Here is an 18,139-nt window from a genome sequence, read left to right as displayed (position 1 = left end):
TTATCGGACGCAGGCGACGGGCTGCAAAATCGTCAGCAGATTTGCATTGTCACACACCAGCGAATCCAGCGTGATTTCGTCCAGCGAGGCATAAAAGACCTCGGCCGCGTCCCGCAGCGCAAGGCGCAGCCGGCAGGCGTTGGTGAGCGGGCATGTATTGTCGGCATCCGCAAAGCACTCGGCAATCGGCAAGTCGCCCTCGATATGTCGAAAAACCGAACCGATCCGTATCTGATCAGCAGATCTAGCGAGTACCATACCACCATTGCGACCGCGATGAGTGCTCAGATAATCTAACTGGCTGAGTTGGTTGATCACCTGCGCCAAGTGGTTTTCCGAGATATTGCAGGCCTTTGCGATCTCGGATTTGGTCACCAACCTGTCTGGATTTGCTGCACAATACATCAGTAGGCGCACAGCAATATTTGTCCGCTTGGTTATCCGCATGTTTGCCTCCCTAAGTTCAACATGCTGCCTTATTGCATGTTGGGCAAAAAAGCGGTTTGACATACATCAATTCCCGGTCAGAAGTGATCCCGCATGGCAGACCCCTATTTCTTTGGCTACGGCAGCCTCGTGAACCTCGCGACCCACGATTTCCCCAACCCGCATCCCGCGCAGTTGAAGGGATGGCGGCGGGCCTGGCGGCATACCGATTTGCGCCCGGTCGCTTTCCTGACCGCCATTCCGGATCCCACTTCTGAAATCGACGGCATGATTGCCCATGTCCCGAGAAATGACTGGGACGCGCTGGATCAACGTGAGTGGGCCTACGACCGCGTTCCAGCGACTAAGGCCGTCACCCATTCTCTGCCACACGAGGTTGAGATCGCTGTTTATGCCGTACCTGATGACCGTCAATCCGCGGCCAGCCGGCGCCACCCCCTGCTGATGAGCTATATCGACGTGGTTGTGCAAGGCTATTTGCGTGCGTTCGGGTCCGAGGGCGCCGATCGCTTTTTTGCCACCACTGATGGCTGGGACGCCCCGATCCTGAATGACCGGGCAGAGCCGCGGTATCCGCGCCACCAGGCATTGAAACCGGATGAGACTTGTTTTGTGGATGATCGGCTGAAGCGAATAGCAGCCCAGATCGTAAAGACCTTATAGAAAAAGGCGCGGCCAGCAGACCACGCCTTATCACAATCTAACGCACTAAGATCAGCCGCGCGCGCGGATCACCTGCAGAAGGGGCAACAGGGTGGCCATCTCGGGGCCGCGCTCCATTCCTGTCAGTGCCTTGCGCAAAGGCATGAACAGACTCTTGCCCTTGCGGCCTGTCGCGTCTTTCACCGCGCTGGTCCACTGCCCCCAGGTCGCGCCGTCGAACGGGCCTTCTGGCAACAACGCCACGGCCTCGGTGATGAACTCTCGGTCTTCATCGGCAATCAGTGGTTCGGCACCGTTACGGCACAGCTCCCACCACCCTTTCAGGTCTACCAGAGTGGTGATGTTCTCGCGGGCCATGGCCCAGAATGGTTCGGCCAGTTCGGCCGGTACGCCCGCATCTGCCACAGCATCCGCAACGTCGGCCAATGACAAAGATTGCAGGTGTTTTGCCGTCAACGGAAACAAGTCCTGAACGTCAAACTTGGTCGGTGCGGCACCAAAACGACCAATGTCAAATCCATCGATCAGCTCGGCCATCTCTGTCCGCAACTCAACCGGGTCGGATGAGCCCAGACGCGCCATCAAGCTGAGCAATGCTAACGGCTGTACGCCCTGCTCGCGCAGATCACGCAGAGCCAGCGTGCCCAGTCGCTTAGACAGCGCCTCGCCCTGGGGGCCGGTCAGCAGAGAATGATGTGCAAAACGCGGGCAAGTACCGCCCAGCGCTTGGATGATCTGAATCTGCGTCGCGGTATTGGTCACATGGTCCGAGCCACGCACCACGTCGGTCACACCCATTTCGGTATCATCGACCACCGACGCAATCGTGTACAGAACCTGACCGTCGCCCCGGATCAGAACCGGGTCAGAGACCGAGGCCGCATCAATCGAAATATCGCCCAGAATGCCGTCGGTCCACTCGATCCGTTCATGATCCAGCCTAAAGCGCCAGACACCGTTGCCACGTTCTGCCCGCAGCGCGTTTTTCTTGGCGTCGTTAAGGTTCAATGCTGCGCGGTCATAGACCGGCGGTTTGCCCATATTCAGCTGCTTCTTGCGCTTGAGGTCCAGCTCGGTCGGGGTTTCGAAAGCCTCATAGAAACGACCCATCTCGCGCAGCTTGTCGGCTGCCTCGGCATAGCGGTCCAGACGCTCGGACTGTCGTTCGACCCGGTCCCAATGCAGGCCCAACCACTCGAGGTCCTGCTTGATGGCATCGACATATTCTTCCTTCGACCGCTCGGGGTCTGTGTCGTCGATACGCAGGATGAACGTGCCGCCAGCCTTGCGGGCAATCAGGTAGTTCATCAGCGCTGTGCGCAGGTTGCCCACATGGATGTAACCGGTGGGTGACGGGGCGAAACGGGTGGTTGTCATAGGAGTCTCCTGTTGGCGCGGCTCTTCTCACAGGATGGGCAAATTGTCCAGCCACCGCACCGGTTCACGCCAACGTCAGGTGGCAATCCTCGGGCGATACCCTATCTTCAAAGTGCTGGCACACACAGGGAGATCTCAAAATGACCGTTACACTAACTCGTAGGGCCGCACTGGGCGCGGCGGCAGCATTGCCTTTTGCATCAGCTGCTACCCCCATCCTGGCTGCAGCAAGCGATACCAAAGCGAATTCAACCATCGCGAAATCGTTCCAGCTGGGCGATTTCACCGTAACAACTCTGCTGGATGGCAGCCTGCCGCGCGATGGCGCCAAAGAGATTTTCGGCGGCGGCGCCACGGATGAGGAATTTGCAAACGTATCGGCCCAGAATTTTATTCCTGCCGATAAAGCCCAGTTCTTTTTCACACCAACGCTTGTCAATACCGGATCTGAACTTGTGCTGTTTGATACTGGCCTTGGGCAAGGCGGCATTCAGGCGGCATTGGCAGATGCAGGCGTGAACCCGGATCAAATCGACGTCGTCGTCATCACCCATATGCACCCTGACCATATTGGCGGCATGACCACAAATGACGCGCCAACCTTCCCGAATGCGCGCTATGTCACCGCATCATCCGAGTATGACTTTTGGGCCGCGCAGGATTCCGGCAATCGGGTCGGCGATCTGGTCGCCGCCAAAGTGACCCCAATGGCCGAAAAGATGACCTTTGTCGGCGATGGCGGCAAGGTTCTGTCCGGAATAACCGCCGTTTCAGCGCATGGGCATACCCCCGGACACACGGTCTTTCATCTGGAAAGCAACGGTCAACGTCTGGTGCTGACGGCCGATCTGGCCAATCACTATGTGTGGTCTTTTGCTCGTCCCGAGTGGGAGGTAAAGTTCGACATGGACAAAGCCGCAGCCACCGCTTCACGCCGCAATGTGCTGGGGATGCTGGCGGCAGACAAAGTTCCGATGATCGGATATCACATGCCCTTCCCTGCAGCCGGTTACGTCGAGGCGCGCGGCGATGGGTTCCGATTTGTCCCGGTCAGCTATCAGATGATGGGTTAACGTCTAGTACCCCGGGTCCGGCCGGATTTTCGACCCGTCCGCAAAGCGGGACAGGCGGAAAACGGCCGGATTAACACAGGGGACATTGCCCGAGACCAGATCAGCCATCAGCCGCCCGGCACCGGGTCCGATTCCGAACCCATGACCCGAGAAACCCGTAGCAATGAACAGGCCGGGCCTGTGGTCCACGTGCGAGATGATCGGGATCGCATCCGGCGTTACATCAATCATCCCTGCCCAACTCTGAACGATTTCAGCCTGCTTTAGCGCGGGAATACCACTGATTGCGCTTTTCCAAGCCCGCCGCAACACCCGGCGCGATGGTTCGGGATCCAAAGTGCGGCAAAGTTCGAACGGTGTCACATCCGTGGGCAACCACCTCCGATCTTGTCGCGCCTCTTCGGCCCACCGCTTCGACACCCGAAACCGCAGCGACCGCCACTCCTGGCGAAACGCAGGAAGAAATTGCCACGCCAGACGAAGGCTATCCGGCACGATATCAACGGTGTTTTCGTGCCCGGAGGCAATCGTATACCCTCCGTCGTCCCGCTTGCGTATTGCAAAATCGTCCGACCACAAAGCAGCCTCAGGACCGGAAACCGGAGAGGTTCGGAATACGGTGTTCAGCACCTTCAGTTGTGGAAAATCAACTCCAGCATTCCCTGCAAACAAGCGCGACCACGCACCGCCCGCCAGTACGACATTGCCGCAGGCCACGCGACCGCGTTCTGTGAAGACACCGACGACACGGTCCGCCTCTGTATCCAGACAGCGCACTGCACAGTTGGTCATCAACAGGGCCCCCCGGTCACGCGCAGCTTCGGCGATTGCGGGTGCAGCCCATTGCGGTTCCGCCCTACCGTCTTGCGGCATAAACAATGCGCAATCCAACCCCGTCTGATGGTCTGGCATAAGTTCCGCCAACAGAGCCCCGGACACCATCCTTGCCCCAGTATTCAACCCCTCCACATGGCGAAGCCAGCGTTCAAGATTGCTCTGTTCCCGCTTGCCTGAGGCGCCGAACAGGATACCGGCCTGTGTGAAACCTGTCTTGCGCCCGGTGCGTTGATCGAGCTGCGCCCAGATACGCTGTGATTCCTGCATCAGCGGGATTTCCCGAGGATCGCGCATACCCAAACGCACCCATCCCCAGTTCCGTGAACTCTGCTCAGAGGCAATTTGTCCCTTTTCGCACAGAAGGACAGACATTCCCCGCTCTGACAGTTCGAGGGCGGTTGATGCCCCAATAATTCCTCCACCAATGACAACAACATCAACGGCTTTTGGCAGCTTTAGATCGGGTTCAACAGCATTAGGCTTGGGGCCAGGCATCAACCGCTCATAATTCATTGCACGGACCGCAATGAAGGCGCGGGATCAGGACAGACGCAACAGAAGAAACTTCGCTTCAATGACTATTGCTCAGGCCTGTGACCATTCGGCCAACGTGGCAAGCCAGCGCATCTAATTCAGGATTTTGAAAACTTCAGGCCGCGCCGCACAATTCAGCCAGTTTCTGACGCAAAGAGGTAGCGATACTGCCTTCCGGCACCTTGGCTTCTGTTTCCAGAAACTGCGCGCCGGGGCCCACCGTCGTGGATTCCTCTTTGGGCACCTCTTCATTCAACAAATTGGCAATGGCAGCATCTACCTTTGCCTCATCCAGAGACCGACCTTCGGATTGCATAGACCGCCATTTTGGCGGTGAATGAAGCGGTTTATCGTATTCATCGTACATAATGGCACCAAATCGTTAACTCAGACATCCAATTTCGGACGCGTCGCTAAAGACCGAAGGGAAAGCTCATAAACACCTATTTCCCACAATGCGTCGCATCCGCCCCACATGGGGCAACAATCAAGCTAAAATGTGGCAAAAAAAAGACCGAGCATCAAGTGGGGCTCGGATACGCCCAAGAAAATCTAAGCCGCTGCACTCAAAAACAAAAACAGTTCCAGTAGAAAGCGACTATTGCCTAAAAATTGGAAACAGTTTTCGCGTCAGAATGGTGATTCCTGTAAGGCGTCAGGTCCTGTCGCGCCAACGATTCACGATAGGATACCTACGATCCAGCCAGAATGCCCGCTTGGTCAAACGTGTCCCCGGGGCGGACTGAAACCGTTTGTATTCGCTGATATAGACCAAATGTTCGATCCGGCGCGCAACGGCTTCTTCGAACCCGGCGGCCACGCAATCCGCGATCGACCCATCCTGATCAACCAATATATCCAGAATGGCGTCCAGAACCGGATAATCCGGCAGGCTGTCACTGTCCTTCTGGTCTTCGCGCAACTCGGCACTAGGAGGTTTGTCGATGACCGAGGGTCGGATGACCTCACCCTCGGGGCCTTTCATCCAGCCGCGATGATTGGCATTGCGCCAGCGGCAGGTCTCGAACACGCGGGTTTTGTACAGGTCTTTGATTGGATTATAACCACCGTTCATATCCCCATAGATCGTGGCATATCCAACGGCGACTTCGGATTTGTTACCTGTGGTCAGCAGCATCTCGCCGAACTTGTTCGACAGGGCCATCAGCAACAGCCCCCGCAGGCGGGACTGGATGTTTTCTTCGGTCAGATCTTCGTCTCGCCCGGCAAACAATGGGGCAAGCGTATCCGTGATCGCCGCGCGCCCCTGTGCAATAGGGACGAAATCATAGTGAACACCCAACGACTTAGCCACCGCTTCGGCATCATCCAAAGAATCCTGGCTGGTATATTCCGACGGCAACATCACGCAGCGAACATTTTCAGCGCCAATCGCATCCACCGCTATTGCCGCGACAAGGGCTGAATCAACGCCGCCAGAGAGACCCAGAACACCCTTTTTGAACCCGGTTTTGGCCATGTAATCACGCAGAGACTGGACCATCGAGCGATAGTCCTGCTCCCACGCATCTGGCTGCGGCACAATCTCGTCCGGAATTATACGCCAACCTGCATCGCCGCGTTCAAGATCCACATGCGCTATCGCTTCGTCGAACACAGGCATTCGGAATGCCAGTTCTCCGCCTGGATTCAACCCGAAGGTCGCCCCGTCAAAGACCTGATCGTCCTGCCCTCCGACCATGTTCAGGTAAATCAGCGGCAATCCGGTCTCAACCACGCGCGCCACCATATGGTTCAGGCGCACATCATATTTGTTTCGGAAATAAGGCGAGCCGTTGGGGATCAGCAGAAACTCGGCTCCTGTCTCCTCCAGCGTCTCGGCAACATCCGGATGCCAGCTGTCTTCGCAGATCGGGCTGCCGATCCGAGAGTTGCCAACCGAATAGGGACCGCCCAGCGGGCCGGAATCATATAGGCGCACTTCGTCAAAGACTGTCTCATTCGGCAGGTGATGTTTCAGCACTTTACTGCTGATCCTGCCGTTCTTGAGGATGAGATAGGCGTTATACAGCCGGTCATCTTCGAACCACGGCCCACCGATCGCAATCGCAGGCCCATCGGCGCAACGTTCCGCAAGCGCCTCAACAGCTTTCATTGCGGCTTTGTGGAACGCGGGCTTGATCACAAGGTCCTGCGTATTATAGCCGGTGATGAACATCTCGGGGAAAGCAACAAGTTGGGCACCGGCCTCGCGCGCCTGCTCCCACGCAGAAAAAGCCTTGGCCGCATTGCCTTCCAAATCCCCGACAATGGGATTGAGTTGCGCCAGAGTGATACGGAAACGGTCGGCCATACTGCCCTCTTGCCCTCGACTGTCCTATTGCCATTTACCAGATCGCACCGCGAGTGAAAGACCAATAAGGCAAAAGCCGTTGCCCTGCCTGCGTCGGTATCCTAGTTTTGCGCAAAAGCACGATGCTCGCGCAGACAGGACCAAACATGAACGTTTTTCGCACTTCAATCGCCGCAGTTGCATTGACCCTGTCAGCGCTGACCGCCTTCGCGCAGAACGATCAGGTAGTCGTGGCCGATGACGAAGTGGGCGGCGTATACGAAGGCACGTTCCTAAATGGCCTGCGGCACGGAACCGGCACCTACCAGTTGCCGGATGGTTTCGAATACGAAGGCGAATGGATCGAAGGCGAAATTCAGGGTCAGGGTATCGCGCGCTATGCTAACGGGTCGATCTATCAGGGCGCCTTTGCCAACGGTCAACCCGAAGGGTTCGGAACGATCATCTATGCTGATGGTGGCAGCTATGAAGGGGAATGGGCCGATGGCTCGTTCAACGGCCAAGGAGTCGCCGTCTACGCCAACGGAGCGAAATACGAAGGTGGGTTCAAGAATGCCCGGCACCACGGTAAAGGCACTCTGACCGACCCGACCGGAGAGGTGTACGAGGGCGGCTGGGTCGACGGGGTCAAGCAGGGCAAAGGCAAGATAACCTCAGCCAAAGGCAACGTGTATGAGGGCGACATCAAAGACGGCAAGCGTCATGGCACAGGCAGCCTGACGCGGCCGGAAGGTATGAGTTATACGGGTGACTGGTCCGAAAATCGAATGACCGGAAAAGGCCGTCTACTGCAAGCCAATGGCGATTTGTATGAAGGCGATTTTTTTGATGGGCGCCGACAAGGCAAGGGCAAGGCAACCTATGCCAGTGGCGCCATCTACGAAGGTGACTATCACGATGATCGCCGCCACGGCAAAGGCCGTTTTCTGGGCACGGACGGGTTCGACTATACTGGTGAATGGAAAGACGGCCAGATTGAGGGCCTCGGAGAGTTGACCTATCCTGACGGTTCGACCTATGTCGGTGATTTCAGTGCAGACCTGCCCCATGGCAAAGGAATGCACACCTATCCTGATGGCCTGATTTACGACGGCGACTGGATCGCCGGAGTCTTCGAGGGTCAGGGCAAGGCCACTTACCCGAACGGCGCCATCTACGATGGGCAGTTCAAGAACGGTCTGAACCACGGCACCGGTGTTCTGACATTTGCAAACGGGTACAAATATGAAGGCGATTGGGTCGACGGCGCGCGCCAGGGCGAGGGCAAAGCCAGCTTCCCGGACGGAACGACCTACAAGGGCGATTTCAAAGATGGGCAGCGCCACGGGCAAGGATCGATAACCACACCGCGCGGCTTCACCTATACAGGCGGTTGGGTCGAGGGGAAGATCAGTGGCACCGGAACCGCTACCTATGCGACTGGCGACGTGTACGAAGGTGGGTTTTTGGACAACAAACGCCACGGTGACGGCACGATGCGCTATGCTGACGGCAAAGAAGAAACCGGCGTCTGGGAAAACGGTGTTCTGCCGGGTGAAAACACCAGCGAGCCGCAGGAGAGTGCTCCGGCAGACGACAGCGCGACAACGGCAACCAGCCCTGCCTCTGACGGTTAGCGGGTCTCACCACGGCACAGGTTTTCCAGCCCAGTCGAAGAACCCGCCAGTGTCTGCGGGCACAAGCGCCCTGGCGACGCTCAGCAGGTTTCGCGCGGCTTCATCCGATTCAACGGTCGGGTGTCGCCCAACATATTTGCGCGTGAATTCTGTACGCACTGTACCCGGATGCAGAGCCACACAGATCGCCTTTTTGTGGGTGCGGGCCAGCTCAATCGCGGATGTGCGCACAATCTGATTGGCCGCAGCTTTTGAGGCCCGATAGCTGATCCATCCCCCCAGCTGATTATCTCCGATTGATCCGACGCGGGCGGACAACACCGCCACGACAGATCGCCTACCCCGTGGTAGCAGCCGCGCAGCGTGTGACAGCACAAGGGCCGGACCAACCGCATTCAGGGCAAACTGGTCCATCATTGCCTGCGCTGAAATTGATCTGATGGACTTCTCTGGCTGTGCACCATTGATTTCCAAAGCACCCGTCGCAATGAAGATCAAGTCAAACGGGCATTGCAATGCTTCCAGAGCCGGGCCGACAGCTTCGACATTCGTGAGGTCGAAACCATCAGCAGAACGCGACAAGGTGGTTACGTCTACGGATTGCATGGTCAACAGCCTTTGCAGCGCGGCACCGATACCACCCGAGGCACCTATGATGAGAGCTTTCTCCATTCCGGATCAACTAGCGGTCTTCATTCGGCAATCAACCGTCACGGTTCGTGCAGGTTTTGACGTCTGCATGAAATTCCTACTTTTCATTCCCCGCATGCGCTGTATAAGCTCAACCCCATGATCAACCGCGCAGATATCCTTGTTGCCGACACCGCCCCCTGCGGTGCGTCTCTGCGTGGCCTACTGATCCTAATCCGCCTCTGAGCGTGCCACCCGGCGCGCCCGCTCAGAGGAGGACGCCCGCGCGCCATAGGCTTTAGGACAGAAGAAGAAAGAGAATCCCATGACCAATGTGACCGACCAAGACCGCGTCTTGATCTTTGACACCACTTTGCGCGACGGCGAGCAGAGCCCCGGCGCGACCATGACCCATGCCGAAAAACTGGAAATCGCGGAACTGCTGGACGAGATGGGTGTCGACATCATCGAGGCCGGTTTCCCGATCGCATCAGAAGGCGACTTCAAAGCCGTCAGCGAGATTGCCGAGCGATCACAAAACAGCCGCATCTGTGGGTTGGCCCGTGCGAATTTCGCTGATATCGACCGCTGCTGGGAGGCGATCAAACACGCTGGCAAGAACCGCATCCACACTTTCATCGGCACCTCTCCACTGCACCGTGCCATTCCGAACCTGACCATGGACGAGATGGCTGACAAGATCCACGAAACCGTCAGCCACGCCCGCAACCTGTGCGAAAATGTACAGTGGTCGCCGATGGATGCGACCCGGACCGAGTGGGATTATCTGTGCCGTGTGATCGAGATCGCGATCAAGGCCGGTGCCACGACGATCAACATCCCCGACACTGTCGGTTACACGGCACCTGTCGAATCCGCTGACCTGATCAAGCGCCTGATCGAAACGGTTCCGGGCGCGGATGAGGTGGTGTTTGCCACCCATTGCCACAACGATCTTGGCATGGCGACGGCGAACTCACTGGCGGCTGTCGCTGGTGGTGCGCGTCAAATCGAATGCACCATCAATGGCCTTGGCGAGCGTGCGGGCAATACTGCACTGGAAGAAGTTGTGATGGCGCTGCGCACCCGCAATGACATCATGCCGTGGCATACTGGCATCGACACCACCAAGATCATGCATATCTCGCGACGGGTTGCGACGGTTGCGGGCTTCCCGGTTCAGTTCAACAAAGCCATTGTCGGCAAGAATGCCTTTGCGCATGAAAGCGGAATCCATCAGGACGGCATGCTGAAGAACCGAGAGAATTTCGAGATCATGCGCCCTGAAGATATCGGCCTGTCGGGCACCTCTCTGCCGCTTGGCAAACACTCGGGCCGGGCTGCGTTGCGCGACAAGCTGGAAACGCTCGGTTATGAGGTCGGTGACAATCAGCTCAAGGACATCTTCGTGCGGTTCAAGGATCTGGCCGACCGCAAGAAAGAGGTTTTTGACGACGACCTGATCGCGTTGATGAGCCAGGATGATGAGGCCGACGATCACCTGCAGTTGGTTTCGATGAAAGTCACCTGCGGCACCGGCGGTCAGGCGGAATCGACGGTCGAGCTGGAAGTGGATGGCAAGGACATTGTCGCCACCGAACATGGCGACGGTCCGGTCGATGCCACCTTCAAAGCCGTTCGCCGAATCTATCCCAACACCGCCCGCCTGCAACTGTATCAGGTCCATGCTGTGACCGAGGGTACTGATGCGCAGGCAACCGTATCGGTTCGGCTGGAAGAGGACGGCATGATCGCCACCGGTCAGTCAGCGAATACCGATACGGTCGTGGCATCCGCCAAGGCCTATATCCACGCACTGAACCGCCTGATCATGCGCCGTGAAAAGGCCGGGCCAGGTGCAGACACGCGTGAAATCAGCTATAAGGACCTGACCTGACCGCCAGATGAAACTCCCAAGGGCTCCCGCACCCGCGGGTGCCCGGCTATGCCGGACGCCCTTGCGGCTTTGGGCCCGGCAGCGCGCCTGCGGCGCGCTGCCGGGCCCAACACGTTTGACGGCATCTTTAAGATGCTGGCAAATTGGGCGGGAGAACCCTATGGTCCGAAATCAGACTGGCGTCACAGCCCTTTGAACAGCTCTGACAGACGGTCCATTTCATCTTGGATGCCAAAGGGCGCGTTCAGCAGGAACATCCCTGATCCGACCATTCGGTGACCTTCCCGCGCAGGTGCAAACTGGACTTCATGACAGATCGCCTTGGGAAAGCCCTGCGCCTTCAACGCGGCAATCATCGGGGCCTGGCGTTGATCGGTCAGGATCGGATACCACAGCGCGATGACGCCCACATTCCATTTACGGTGCAGTTTTGAGATCACGCCCGGCAGCCGGTCATAATCCGCCTTCACCTCATAGCTGGGATCAATCATCAGCATCCCGCGCCGCGGCGTTGGCGGAAGCAACGACTGCGCCAGCTCAAACCCGTCCTGTTTGTACTCCTTTGCCCCAAAGGAGGACATGGTCATCGACAATGCCGCGTATTCCTGCGGGTGCAGCTCTGCGAAATGCAGGCTGTCCTGATCCCTCAGCAGGTTGGCCGCGATCAGCGGCGAACCGGCATAGCTGTTTTCTCCGTGCCGTTCATGAACCTTGGCCAGCGCCTGCGACAAAGGATGATCAGATGGAAACCACCCTTCGCGCTGCGCTCGCTTGATACCTACGGCGGCCTCGCCTGTGCGCACAGCTTCTGCTGCGTCTAACTGGTACAGGCCACGCCCGGAATGGGTTTCCAGATAGGTTATCGGCTTATCTTTTCGCGTCAGATAGTCCAGTACCCATGCCAAAAGAGCGTGCTTTTGAACATCAGCCAGATTCCCGGCGTGGTAAATGTGTTGATAAGAGAGCATGTTGCCTTCTAAAGTCCCTCTCAATAAGGCGGAAAGGTGCTGAGTTACGCGGAATCAGCCCTTTTACCGGGCGAGATGGCACCCTATAAGACATCCGTCCCGGAACCGTCGAGTCGCGGGCAGTAGAAATTCTGACGAACGGGATCAGTACAACATGGGCATCTTTGGCAATCTGGGCGGCTTGTTCTCAGCGGACATGGCGATCGACCTTGGAACAGCAAATACGCTTGTTTATGTCAAAGGGCGCGGTGTGATCCTGTCGGAACCTTCAGTTGTGGCTTACCACGTCAAGGATGGGGTTAAGAAAGTTCTCGCCGTCGGTGAGGATGCCAAGCTGATGCTGGGCCGAACCCCTGGTTCGATCGAAGCGATCCGCCCCATGCGCGAAGGCGTGATTGCGGATTTCGACACCGCTGAAGAAATGATCAAGCACTTTATTCGTAAGGTGCATAAACGCTCCACATTCTCAAAGCCCAAAATCATTGTCTGCGTCCCCCATGGTGCTACGCCTGTTGAAAAACGGGCCATTCGCCAATCGGTTATGTCCGCAGGCGCTCGCCGGGCGGGCCTGATCGCCGAACCCATCGCTGCGGCTATTGGTGCAGGAATGCCCATCACTGACCCGACCGGCAACATGGTCGTGGATATCGGCGGCGGTACCACCGAGGTTGCCGTTCTGTCGCTGGGCGACATTGTCTATGCCCGTTCGGTCCGCGTTGGCGGAGACCGAATGGATGAGGCGATTATCTCATACTTGCGCCGCCAGCAGAACCTGTTGGTGGGTGAATCCACCGCCGAGCGGATCAAGACCACGATCGGAACCGCCCGTATGCCTGATGATGGGCGCGGCCAGTCGATGCATATCCGTGGCCGCGATCTGTTGAATGGCGTGCCCAAAGAAATCGAAATCAGCCAGGCGCAGGTCGCCGAGGCCCTGTCGGAACCGGTTCAGGCAATCTGCGAAGCCGTTATGACCGCACTTGAAACCACGCCGCCTGATCTGGCCGCAGATATCGTGGACCGCGGCGTCATGCTGACCGGTGGCGGTGCTTTGTTGGGCGATTTGGATTTGGCACTGCGGGAACAGACAGGTCTGGCCGTGTCAATTGCTGATGAAAGCCTAAACTGTGTGGCTTTGGGCACCGGCAAGGCACTGGAATACGAAAAACAGCTGCGCCACGCGATTGACTACGAAAGCTAAGGCGCGCACCCTCTAAAGGGTACATTCGGGCGCGAGCAGCACGGGAAGGAGTCCTGTGGCAAAGGACCGATCACAGCGCGATGAATACACCACCCCGCTCCGTCGTTTGTTGCTGGGGATCGTGGTTCTGTGCCTTCTGGGCATCTTTCTGGTCTGGCGCATTGACAGCCCTCGCGTCGAACGGTTTCGGGCGCAAGTTGTCGACAACGTGGTGCCCTCGATGGATTGGGCGATGGTTCCGGTTACCGCTGCGGTCAATCTGGCACGGGATTTTCAGAGCTATCAACGCCTGAGCGAGCAGAACCAGGAATTGCGCAGCGAGTTGCGTCTGATGCGCGCCTGGAAAGAGGCCGCACTACAACTTGAGCAGGAAAATGCCCGGCTTCTGGATCTAAACAATGTGCGTCTCGATCCGCGCCTGACCTATATTACCGGGGTTGTCATGGCCGATAGCGGTTCTCCGTTCCGGCAGTCGGTTCTGTTGAACGTGGGCGAGCGTGACGGAATTATGGATGGATGGGCCACCATGGACGGGATTGGCGTTGTCGGCCGTATCTCGGGAGTTGGTCCAGATACCGCACGGGTGATCCTGATGACCGACGCGTCCAGCGCGATACCTGCCACGATTCAACCGTCGGGGCAGACCGCTCTGATTGCCGGGGACAACACCGCCGCGCCTGTGGTTGAGTTTCTGGAGAACCGCGAACTGGTGCGCCCGGGCGACAGGGTTGTGACCTCGGGGGATGGCGGCGTTTTCCCTGGCGGCCTGCTGATCGGTCAGATTACCGCTGATCCGGGTGGCCGCCTGCGGGTGCGGCTGTCTGCAGATTTTGAACGGCTCAAATTTCTAAGAGTGCTACGCTATCAGTCTGCGCCACTTATTCAGGACCCTGGAGGAATTGTCGGCCCACGCCAACCCGAGGCGGCACTGACACCGACGGAGACTGGCGATGGATAGTGCCGCGTCCAATCTGTGGCTCAAACGTGGCCTGTATCTGCTGTTGGCGCTGCTGGTCTTGTTCCTGCACCTGCTGCCACTGGACACGCAGCCGGATCGCTGGCCGTTTCCGGATTTCCTGATCGCGTTGACCTATGCCTGGGTTCTGCGGCGCCCCGAATATGTGCCAACCCTGCTGGTCGCCCTGATCATGCTGGCAGCCGACCTTCTGTTTCAACGTCCCCCCGGCTTGCTGGCCGCGCTTGTTGTGTTGGGTACTGCCTATCTTCGGTCCGCAACTCCCGGGTTGCGCGACGCGGGCTTTTTGGGCGAATGGACCACCGTTGCCGTCGTGATCACAGCTGTTTTTTTCCTGAATCGCGTCATTCTTGCTATTCTGTCCGTGCAACAAGCGGCATTGGGGATGGTCGTGGTGCAAGTGGTTCTGACAATCGGGATCTACCCATTGATCGTTCTGCTCAGTCAGAACGGTTTTGGTGTGCGTCGTGTCGCACCTTCTGACCCTGGCCTGTCGGGAGGGCGGTAATGAAACAGCGCAAACCCAAGTCACAGGGCCTCGCCTATAAACGTTTGCCACGCCGTGCGCTGATCCTTGGAGGCCTGCAAGCCGCTTTTATCGGAGGTCTGGCCGCCCGGATGCGGTTTATGCAGGTAGATCAGGCTGACGAATACCGCCTGTTGGCCGAGGAAAACCGGATTAACATCCGCCTGATCCCGCCCACACGTGGTCGAATATACGATCGCAACGGGCAGATCATCGGGCAAAACTCTCCGTCCTACCGTATCGTCATGGTGCGCGAAGATGCGGGCGATGTTGAAGCCGTCATCTCCAAGCTTTCTGAACTGATCCCACTGACCGAGGATGAGATCGAACGCGCCATGACCGAAATGCGAAGATCGGCCCCGTTCCTGCCGGTCACTCTGGCCGATCAAGTCACGTGGGAAGATATCTCGAAAGTTGCCGTCAACGCCCCCGCCCTGCCCGGTGTCACACCCGAGGTCGGGATGACCCGGCAATATCCCAGATATGAGGATTTCGCGCATATCGTCGGCTATGTCGGACCGGTCAGCGATTACGACCTCAGTCAGATAGAAGATCCGGAACCCGTTCTGCGCATTCCCCGTTTTCAGATCGGCAAGGTCGGGCTTGAGGCCAAACAGGAAATCAGCCTGCGCGGCAAAGCAGGCGCCAAACGCGTCGAAGTGAACGCCACCGGCCGCGTGATGCGTGAACTTGACCGTCAAGAAGGTTTGGCCGGGGCCGATTTGCAACTGTCGGTCGATGCCGATCTTCAACAATACGCTCAGGCCCGTTTGGCTGGTGAAAGCGCCGCAGCAGTGGTGATCGACTGTGAGACCGGTGATATCCGCGCCATCAGTTCCGCACCCAGCTTTGATCCCAACCTTTTTGTGCGCGGAATCTCGGTTGCCGATTACCGGGCTCTGACACAAGACAACTATCGCCCGTTGGCCAACAAGACAGTACAGGGCACCTATCCACCCGGCTCGACCTTTAAGATGATCACTGCCATGGCCGCGCTTGAGGCTGGGGTCATCGGTCCTGGAAACACTGTTTACTGCCCCGGCCACTTGAAAGTCGGCAGTCGCCGGTTCCATTGTTGGAAACGCGGCGGGCATGGTACAGTTGATCTTGGTCTGTCTCTGAAACGCAGCTGCGATGTGTATTATTACGACGTTGCCCTGCGCACAGGCATCGACAATATCTCCGACATGGCTCGTATCTTTGGGCTGGGCGTGAAACACGATATCCCGATGTCCGCAGTGGCTGCAGGGCTTGCCCCCAATCAGGCTTGGAAAGAGCGTGTCCACGGCGAAGAATGGCTGGTAGGTGACACTGCCAATGCCTCAATCGGTCAGGGCTTTATGCTGGCCTCACCGCTGCAACTAGCCGTCATGACAGCCCGGATTGCAACTGGGCGTGCGGTCTCGCCACGCCTTGTGCGTTCGGTCAATGGGGTTGAACAACCCTCGGGCGCGGGGGAACCGCTCGCGGTCAATCGGACTAATCTGGAATATGTCCGCAAGGCAATGTTTTCGGTCTCGAACGACCGGCGCGGCACGGCTTATCGCAGCCGTATCATCTCGGATGAGTTCCGTATGGCGGGCAAGACCGGCACCAGCCAAGTCCGCAATATCACCAAGGCAGAACGTGCGGCTGGCGTTATCCGCAACGAAGACCTGCCGTGGGAACGCCGTGACCACGCGCTGTTCGTCAGCTTTGCCCCCTATGACAACCCGAAATACGCCGTAGCCGTCGTGGTGGAACATGGCGGCGGGGGGTCGAAGGCCGCGGCACCGGTTGCACGGGATATCATGCTGCAGGCGCTGTACAACGGTACGCCACCACTCGAAGCCTATCCGGCCGCCGATCGTGAGCGTATCAAGGAACAGCAAAAACGGCTGGAGGGCGACCGCCGCCCCAAAGCGCGTCCGCCCCAGAAGGACCGCGCATGAGCTATCTTGAATATGCCGTCAAATCCACGCCATCGGGGTTCCGCAAGTTCCTGTATATGAACTGGCCCCTGACCCTGCTGCTGATCAGCGTGGCCAGCGCAGGGTTCCTGATGCTGTACTCGGTGGCGGGTGGATCATGGACCCCTTGGGCCGAACCTCAGATGGAACGCTTTGGGTTGGGCTTAACCGCGATGTTCATTGTGGCACTGGTCCCGATCTGGTTCTGGCGAAATATGTCGGTTCTGGCTTATCTGGCCTCGATCGCTCTACTTGTGGTGGTCGAGTTGTTCGGAACAGTTGGCATGGGCGCGCAACGCTGGATCGACCTGGGGTTCATGCGCCTGCAGCCATCAGAGGTGATGAAAGTAGCACTGGTGATGGTGCTTGCGGCCTATTACGACTGGCTCCCATCGCATAAAACGTCACACCCCCTTTGGGTTCTGATCCCTGTCATCCTGATCCTGATCCCAACCTTCATGGTGTTGCGCCAGCCGGATCTCGGCACCTCGATCCTGCTGCTGGCGGCGGGGGGAGGCCTGATGTTTCTGGCCGGCGTTCACTGGGCCTATTTCGCTGCGGTTATTGCCGCAGGTGTCGGTCTGATCGCCACGGTCTTCAACAGCCGCGGAACCGAGTGGCAGTTGCTCAAGGATTACCAGTTCCGCCGCATCGACACCTTCCTTGATCCCTCCACCGATCCGCTGGGCGCGGGGTATCACATCACCCAATCCAAGATCGCGCTGGGGTCCGGAGGCTGGAACGGGCGCGGGTTCATGCAGGGCACACAATCGCGCCTGAACTTCCTGCCCGAGAAACACACAGATTTCATCTTTACGACGCTGGCCGAAGAATTCGGATTTGTCGGCGGCATCACCCTGCTGGTTCTCTATGGGCTGATCCTGATCTTCTGCCTGGTTACGGCCCTGACAACCAAGGACAGGTTTTCCTCTTTGGTCACGCTGGGTATCGCACTGAACTTCTTCCTATTCTTTGCCGTGAACATGTCGATGGTCATGGGCTTGGCCCCAGTCGTAGGAGTTCCCCTGCCGATGGTCAGCTATGGCGGTTCGGCCATGCTGGTTTTGATGGCAGCTTTCGGCATCGTCCAAAGTGCCCATATTCACCGCCCCCGCTGATCCGAAAGGCCCG

Annotated in this window: 16 protein-coding genes; 9 read left to right on the top strand and 7 right to left on the bottom strand. The window is 57.9% G+C overall.

Translation table 11 applies throughout. From position 1 onward, the window contains the following. Entirely contained in the window at window positions 1–447 is a 447-nt protein-coding gene (locus tag AC2FIZ_RS08785) for an RrF2 family transcriptional regulator (RefSeq protein WP_142635622.1), read from the bottom strand. A 93-nt stretch (window positions 448–540) separates the two neighbouring features. Between AC2FIZ_RS08785 and AC2FIZ_RS08780 the strand changes: the two genes are divergently transcribed. Continuing rightward, window positions 541–1,110 carry a gamma-glutamylcyclotransferase family protein gene (locus tag AC2FIZ_RS08780; protein WP_281995369.1) on the top strand — a complete coding sequence of 190 codons (570 nt, stop codon included), beginning with the start codon at window positions 541–543 and terminating at the stop codon, window positions 1,108–1,110. A gap of 51 nt (window positions 1,111–1,161) precedes the next feature. Here AC2FIZ_RS08780 and gltX read toward each other — a convergent pair whose 3' ends face one another. Beyond that, on the bottom strand, window positions 1,162–2,487 hold the full coding sequence (gene gltX / locus AC2FIZ_RS08775; protein WP_496790911.1) for a glutamate--tRNA ligase: 1,326 nt from the start codon (window positions 2,485–2,487) through the stop codon (window positions 1,162–1,164). Between the two features lie 140 nt (window positions 2,488–2,627). Between gltX and AC2FIZ_RS08770 the strand changes: the two genes are divergently transcribed. Continuing rightward, window positions 2,628–3,560, top strand: a complete 933-nt coding sequence (locus tag AC2FIZ_RS08770; RefSeq protein WP_496790909.1) for an MBL fold metallo-hydrolase — start codon at window positions 2,628–2,630, stop codon at window positions 3,558–3,560. A gap of 3 nt (window positions 3,561–3,563) precedes the next feature. Here the strand turns inward: AC2FIZ_RS08770 and AC2FIZ_RS08765 are convergent, their stop codons facing one another. From AC2FIZ_RS08765 to AC2FIZ_RS08755, 3 genes are all read right to left on the bottom strand, one after another. Further along, on the bottom strand, window positions 3,564–4,892 hold the full coding sequence (locus AC2FIZ_RS08765) for an NAD(P)/FAD-dependent oxidoreductase (protein ID WP_281972509.1): 1,329 nt from the start codon (window positions 4,890–4,892) through the stop codon (window positions 3,564–3,566). A gap of 154 nt (window positions 4,893–5,046) precedes the next feature. Further along, the gene (locus tag AC2FIZ_RS08760) at window positions 5,047–5,298 is read right to left on the bottom strand and encodes a hypothetical protein (RefSeq protein ID WP_281972510.1); all 252 of its coding nucleotides are present in this window, start codon (window positions 5,296–5,298) and stop codon (window positions 5,047–5,049) included. Between the two features lie 288 nt (window positions 5,299–5,586). Further along, window positions 5,587–7,245 carry an NAD+ synthase gene (locus AC2FIZ_RS08755; protein WP_496790908.1) on the bottom strand — a complete coding sequence of 553 codons (1,659 nt, stop codon included), beginning with the start codon at window positions 7,243–7,245 and terminating at the stop codon, window positions 5,587–5,589. Between the two features lie 146 nt (window positions 7,246–7,391). On the opposite strand from AC2FIZ_RS08755, the gene AC2FIZ_RS08750 reads away from it, so the two are divergent. Beyond that, a complete protein-coding gene (locus AC2FIZ_RS08750; protein WP_496676499.1) occupies window positions 7,392–8,861 on the top strand; it encodes an MORN repeat-containing protein in 1,470 nt (489 codons plus the stop codon). Window positions 8,862–8,867: 6 nt separating this feature from the next. On the opposite strand, the gene AC2FIZ_RS08745 is transcribed toward AC2FIZ_RS08750, so the two are convergent. Then, window positions 8,868–9,533 (bottom strand): SDR family NAD(P)-dependent oxidoreductase, encoded by a 666-nt coding sequence (locus AC2FIZ_RS08745; RefSeq protein ID WP_496790907.1) that lies wholly within the window; start codon window positions 9,531–9,533, stop codon window positions 8,868–8,870. A gap of 283 nt (window positions 9,534–9,816) precedes the next feature. Between AC2FIZ_RS08745 and AC2FIZ_RS08740 the strand changes: the two genes are divergently transcribed. After that, window positions 9,817–11,388 carry a 2-isopropylmalate synthase gene (locus AC2FIZ_RS08740; RefSeq protein ID WP_281972513.1) on the top strand — a complete coding sequence of 524 codons (1,572 nt, stop codon included), beginning with the start codon at window positions 9,817–9,819 and terminating at the stop codon, window positions 11,386–11,388. Window positions 11,389–11,570: 182 nt separating this feature from the next. Here the strand turns inward: AC2FIZ_RS08740 and rlmJ are convergent, their stop codons facing one another. Next, on the bottom strand, window positions 11,571–12,356 hold the full coding sequence (rlmJ, locus tag AC2FIZ_RS08735) for a 23S rRNA (adenine(2030)-N(6))-methyltransferase RlmJ (protein WP_281972514.1): 786 nt from the start codon (window positions 12,354–12,356) through the stop codon (window positions 11,571–11,573). Between the two features lie 154 nt (window positions 12,357–12,510). Between rlmJ and AC2FIZ_RS08730 the strand changes: the two genes are divergently transcribed. From AC2FIZ_RS08730 to rodA, 5 genes are read left to right on the top strand one after another with little or no spacing between them, the layout of a single operon-like run. Beyond that, entirely contained in the window at window positions 12,511–13,557 is a 1,047-nt protein-coding gene (locus AC2FIZ_RS08730) for a rod shape-determining protein (protein WP_142635599.1), read from the top strand. A gap of 55 nt (window positions 13,558–13,612) precedes the next feature. Continuing rightward, window positions 13,613–14,515 (top strand): rod shape-determining protein MreC, encoded by a 903-nt coding sequence (mreC, locus tag AC2FIZ_RS08725; protein WP_281972515.1) that lies wholly within the window; start codon window positions 13,613–13,615, stop codon window positions 14,513–14,515. Beyond that, a complete protein-coding gene (locus AC2FIZ_RS08720; RefSeq protein ID WP_281995377.1) occupies window positions 14,508–15,041 on the top strand; it encodes a rod shape-determining protein MreD in 534 nt (177 codons plus the stop codon). Before mreC ends, AC2FIZ_RS08720 begins: the two co-directional genes overlap by 8 nt. Further along, window positions 15,041–16,990 (top strand): penicillin-binding protein 2, encoded by a 1,950-nt coding sequence (gene mrdA, locus AC2FIZ_RS08715; protein WP_271948353.1) that lies wholly within the window; start codon window positions 15,041–15,043, stop codon window positions 16,988–16,990. Before AC2FIZ_RS08720 ends, mrdA begins: the two co-directional genes overlap by 1 nt. Beyond that, on the top strand, window positions 16,987–18,126 hold the full coding sequence (gene rodA / locus AC2FIZ_RS08710) for a rod shape-determining protein RodA (protein WP_142635590.1): 1,140 nt from the start codon (window positions 16,987–16,989) through the stop codon (window positions 18,124–18,126). The genes mrdA and rodA overlap by 4 nt, the downstream gene beginning before the upstream one ends. Window positions 18,127–18,139: the final 13 nt, after the last annotated feature.

The sequence above is a fragment of the Ruegeria sp. CDSB022 genome (assembly GCF_059611145.1).
The sequence above is the reverse complement of the archived record's forward strand: the minus strand, read 5'-3'. Positions and strand labels throughout refer to the sequence as shown.

Bases quoted from the DNA above. Each gene is read 5' to 3' on its own strand.
- AC2FIZ_RS08785 (WP_142635622.1), bottom strand. From the start codon at position 447: ATGCGGATAACCAAGCGGACAAATATTGCTGTGCGCCTACTGATGTAT.
- AC2FIZ_RS08780 (WP_281995369.1), top strand. From the start codon at position 541: ATGGCAGACCCCTATTTCTTTGGCTACGGCAGCCTCGTGAACCTCGCG.
- gltX (WP_496790911.1), bottom strand. From the start codon at position 2,487: ATGACAACCACCCGTTTCGCCCCGTCACCCACCGGTTACATCCATGTG.
- AC2FIZ_RS08770 (WP_496790909.1), top strand. From the start codon at position 2,628: ATGACCGTTACACTAACTCGTAGGGCCGCACTGGGCGCGGCGGCAGCA.
- AC2FIZ_RS08765 (WP_281972509.1), bottom strand. From the start codon at position 4,892: ATGCCTGGCCCCAAGCCTAATGCTGTTGAACCCGATCTAAAGCTGCCA.
- AC2FIZ_RS08760 (WP_281972510.1), bottom strand. From the start codon at position 5,298: ATGTACGATGAATACGATAAACCGCTTCATTCACCGCCAAAATGGCGG.
- AC2FIZ_RS08755 (WP_496790908.1), bottom strand. From the start codon at position 7,245: ATGGCCGACCGTTTCCGTATCACTCTGGCGCAACTCAATCCCATTGTC.
- AC2FIZ_RS08750 (WP_496676499.1), top strand. From the start codon at position 7,392: ATGAACGTTTTTCGCACTTCAATCGCCGCAGTTGCATTGACCCTGTCA.
- AC2FIZ_RS08745 (WP_496790907.1), bottom strand. From the start codon at position 9,533: ATGGAGAAAGCTCTCATCATAGGTGCCTCGGGTGGTATCGGTGCCGCG.
- AC2FIZ_RS08740 (WP_281972513.1), top strand. From the start codon at position 9,817: ATGACCAATGTGACCGACCAAGACCGCGTCTTGATCTTTGACACCACT.
- rlmJ (WP_281972514.1), bottom strand. From the start codon at position 12,356: ATGCTCTCTTATCAACACATTTACCACGCCGGGAATCTGGCTGATGTT.
- AC2FIZ_RS08730 (WP_142635599.1), top strand. From the start codon at position 12,511: ATGGGCATCTTTGGCAATCTGGGCGGCTTGTTCTCAGCGGACATGGCG.
- AC2FIZ_RS08720 (WP_281995377.1), top strand. From the start codon at position 14,508: ATGGATAGTGCCGCGTCCAATCTGTGGCTCAAACGTGGCCTGTATCTG.
- mrdA (WP_271948353.1), top strand. From the start codon at position 15,041: ATGAAACAGCGCAAACCCAAGTCACAGGGCCTCGCCTATAAACGTTTG.
- rodA (WP_142635590.1), top strand. From the start codon at position 16,987: ATGAGCTATCTTGAATATGCCGTCAAATCCACGCCATCGGGGTTCCGC.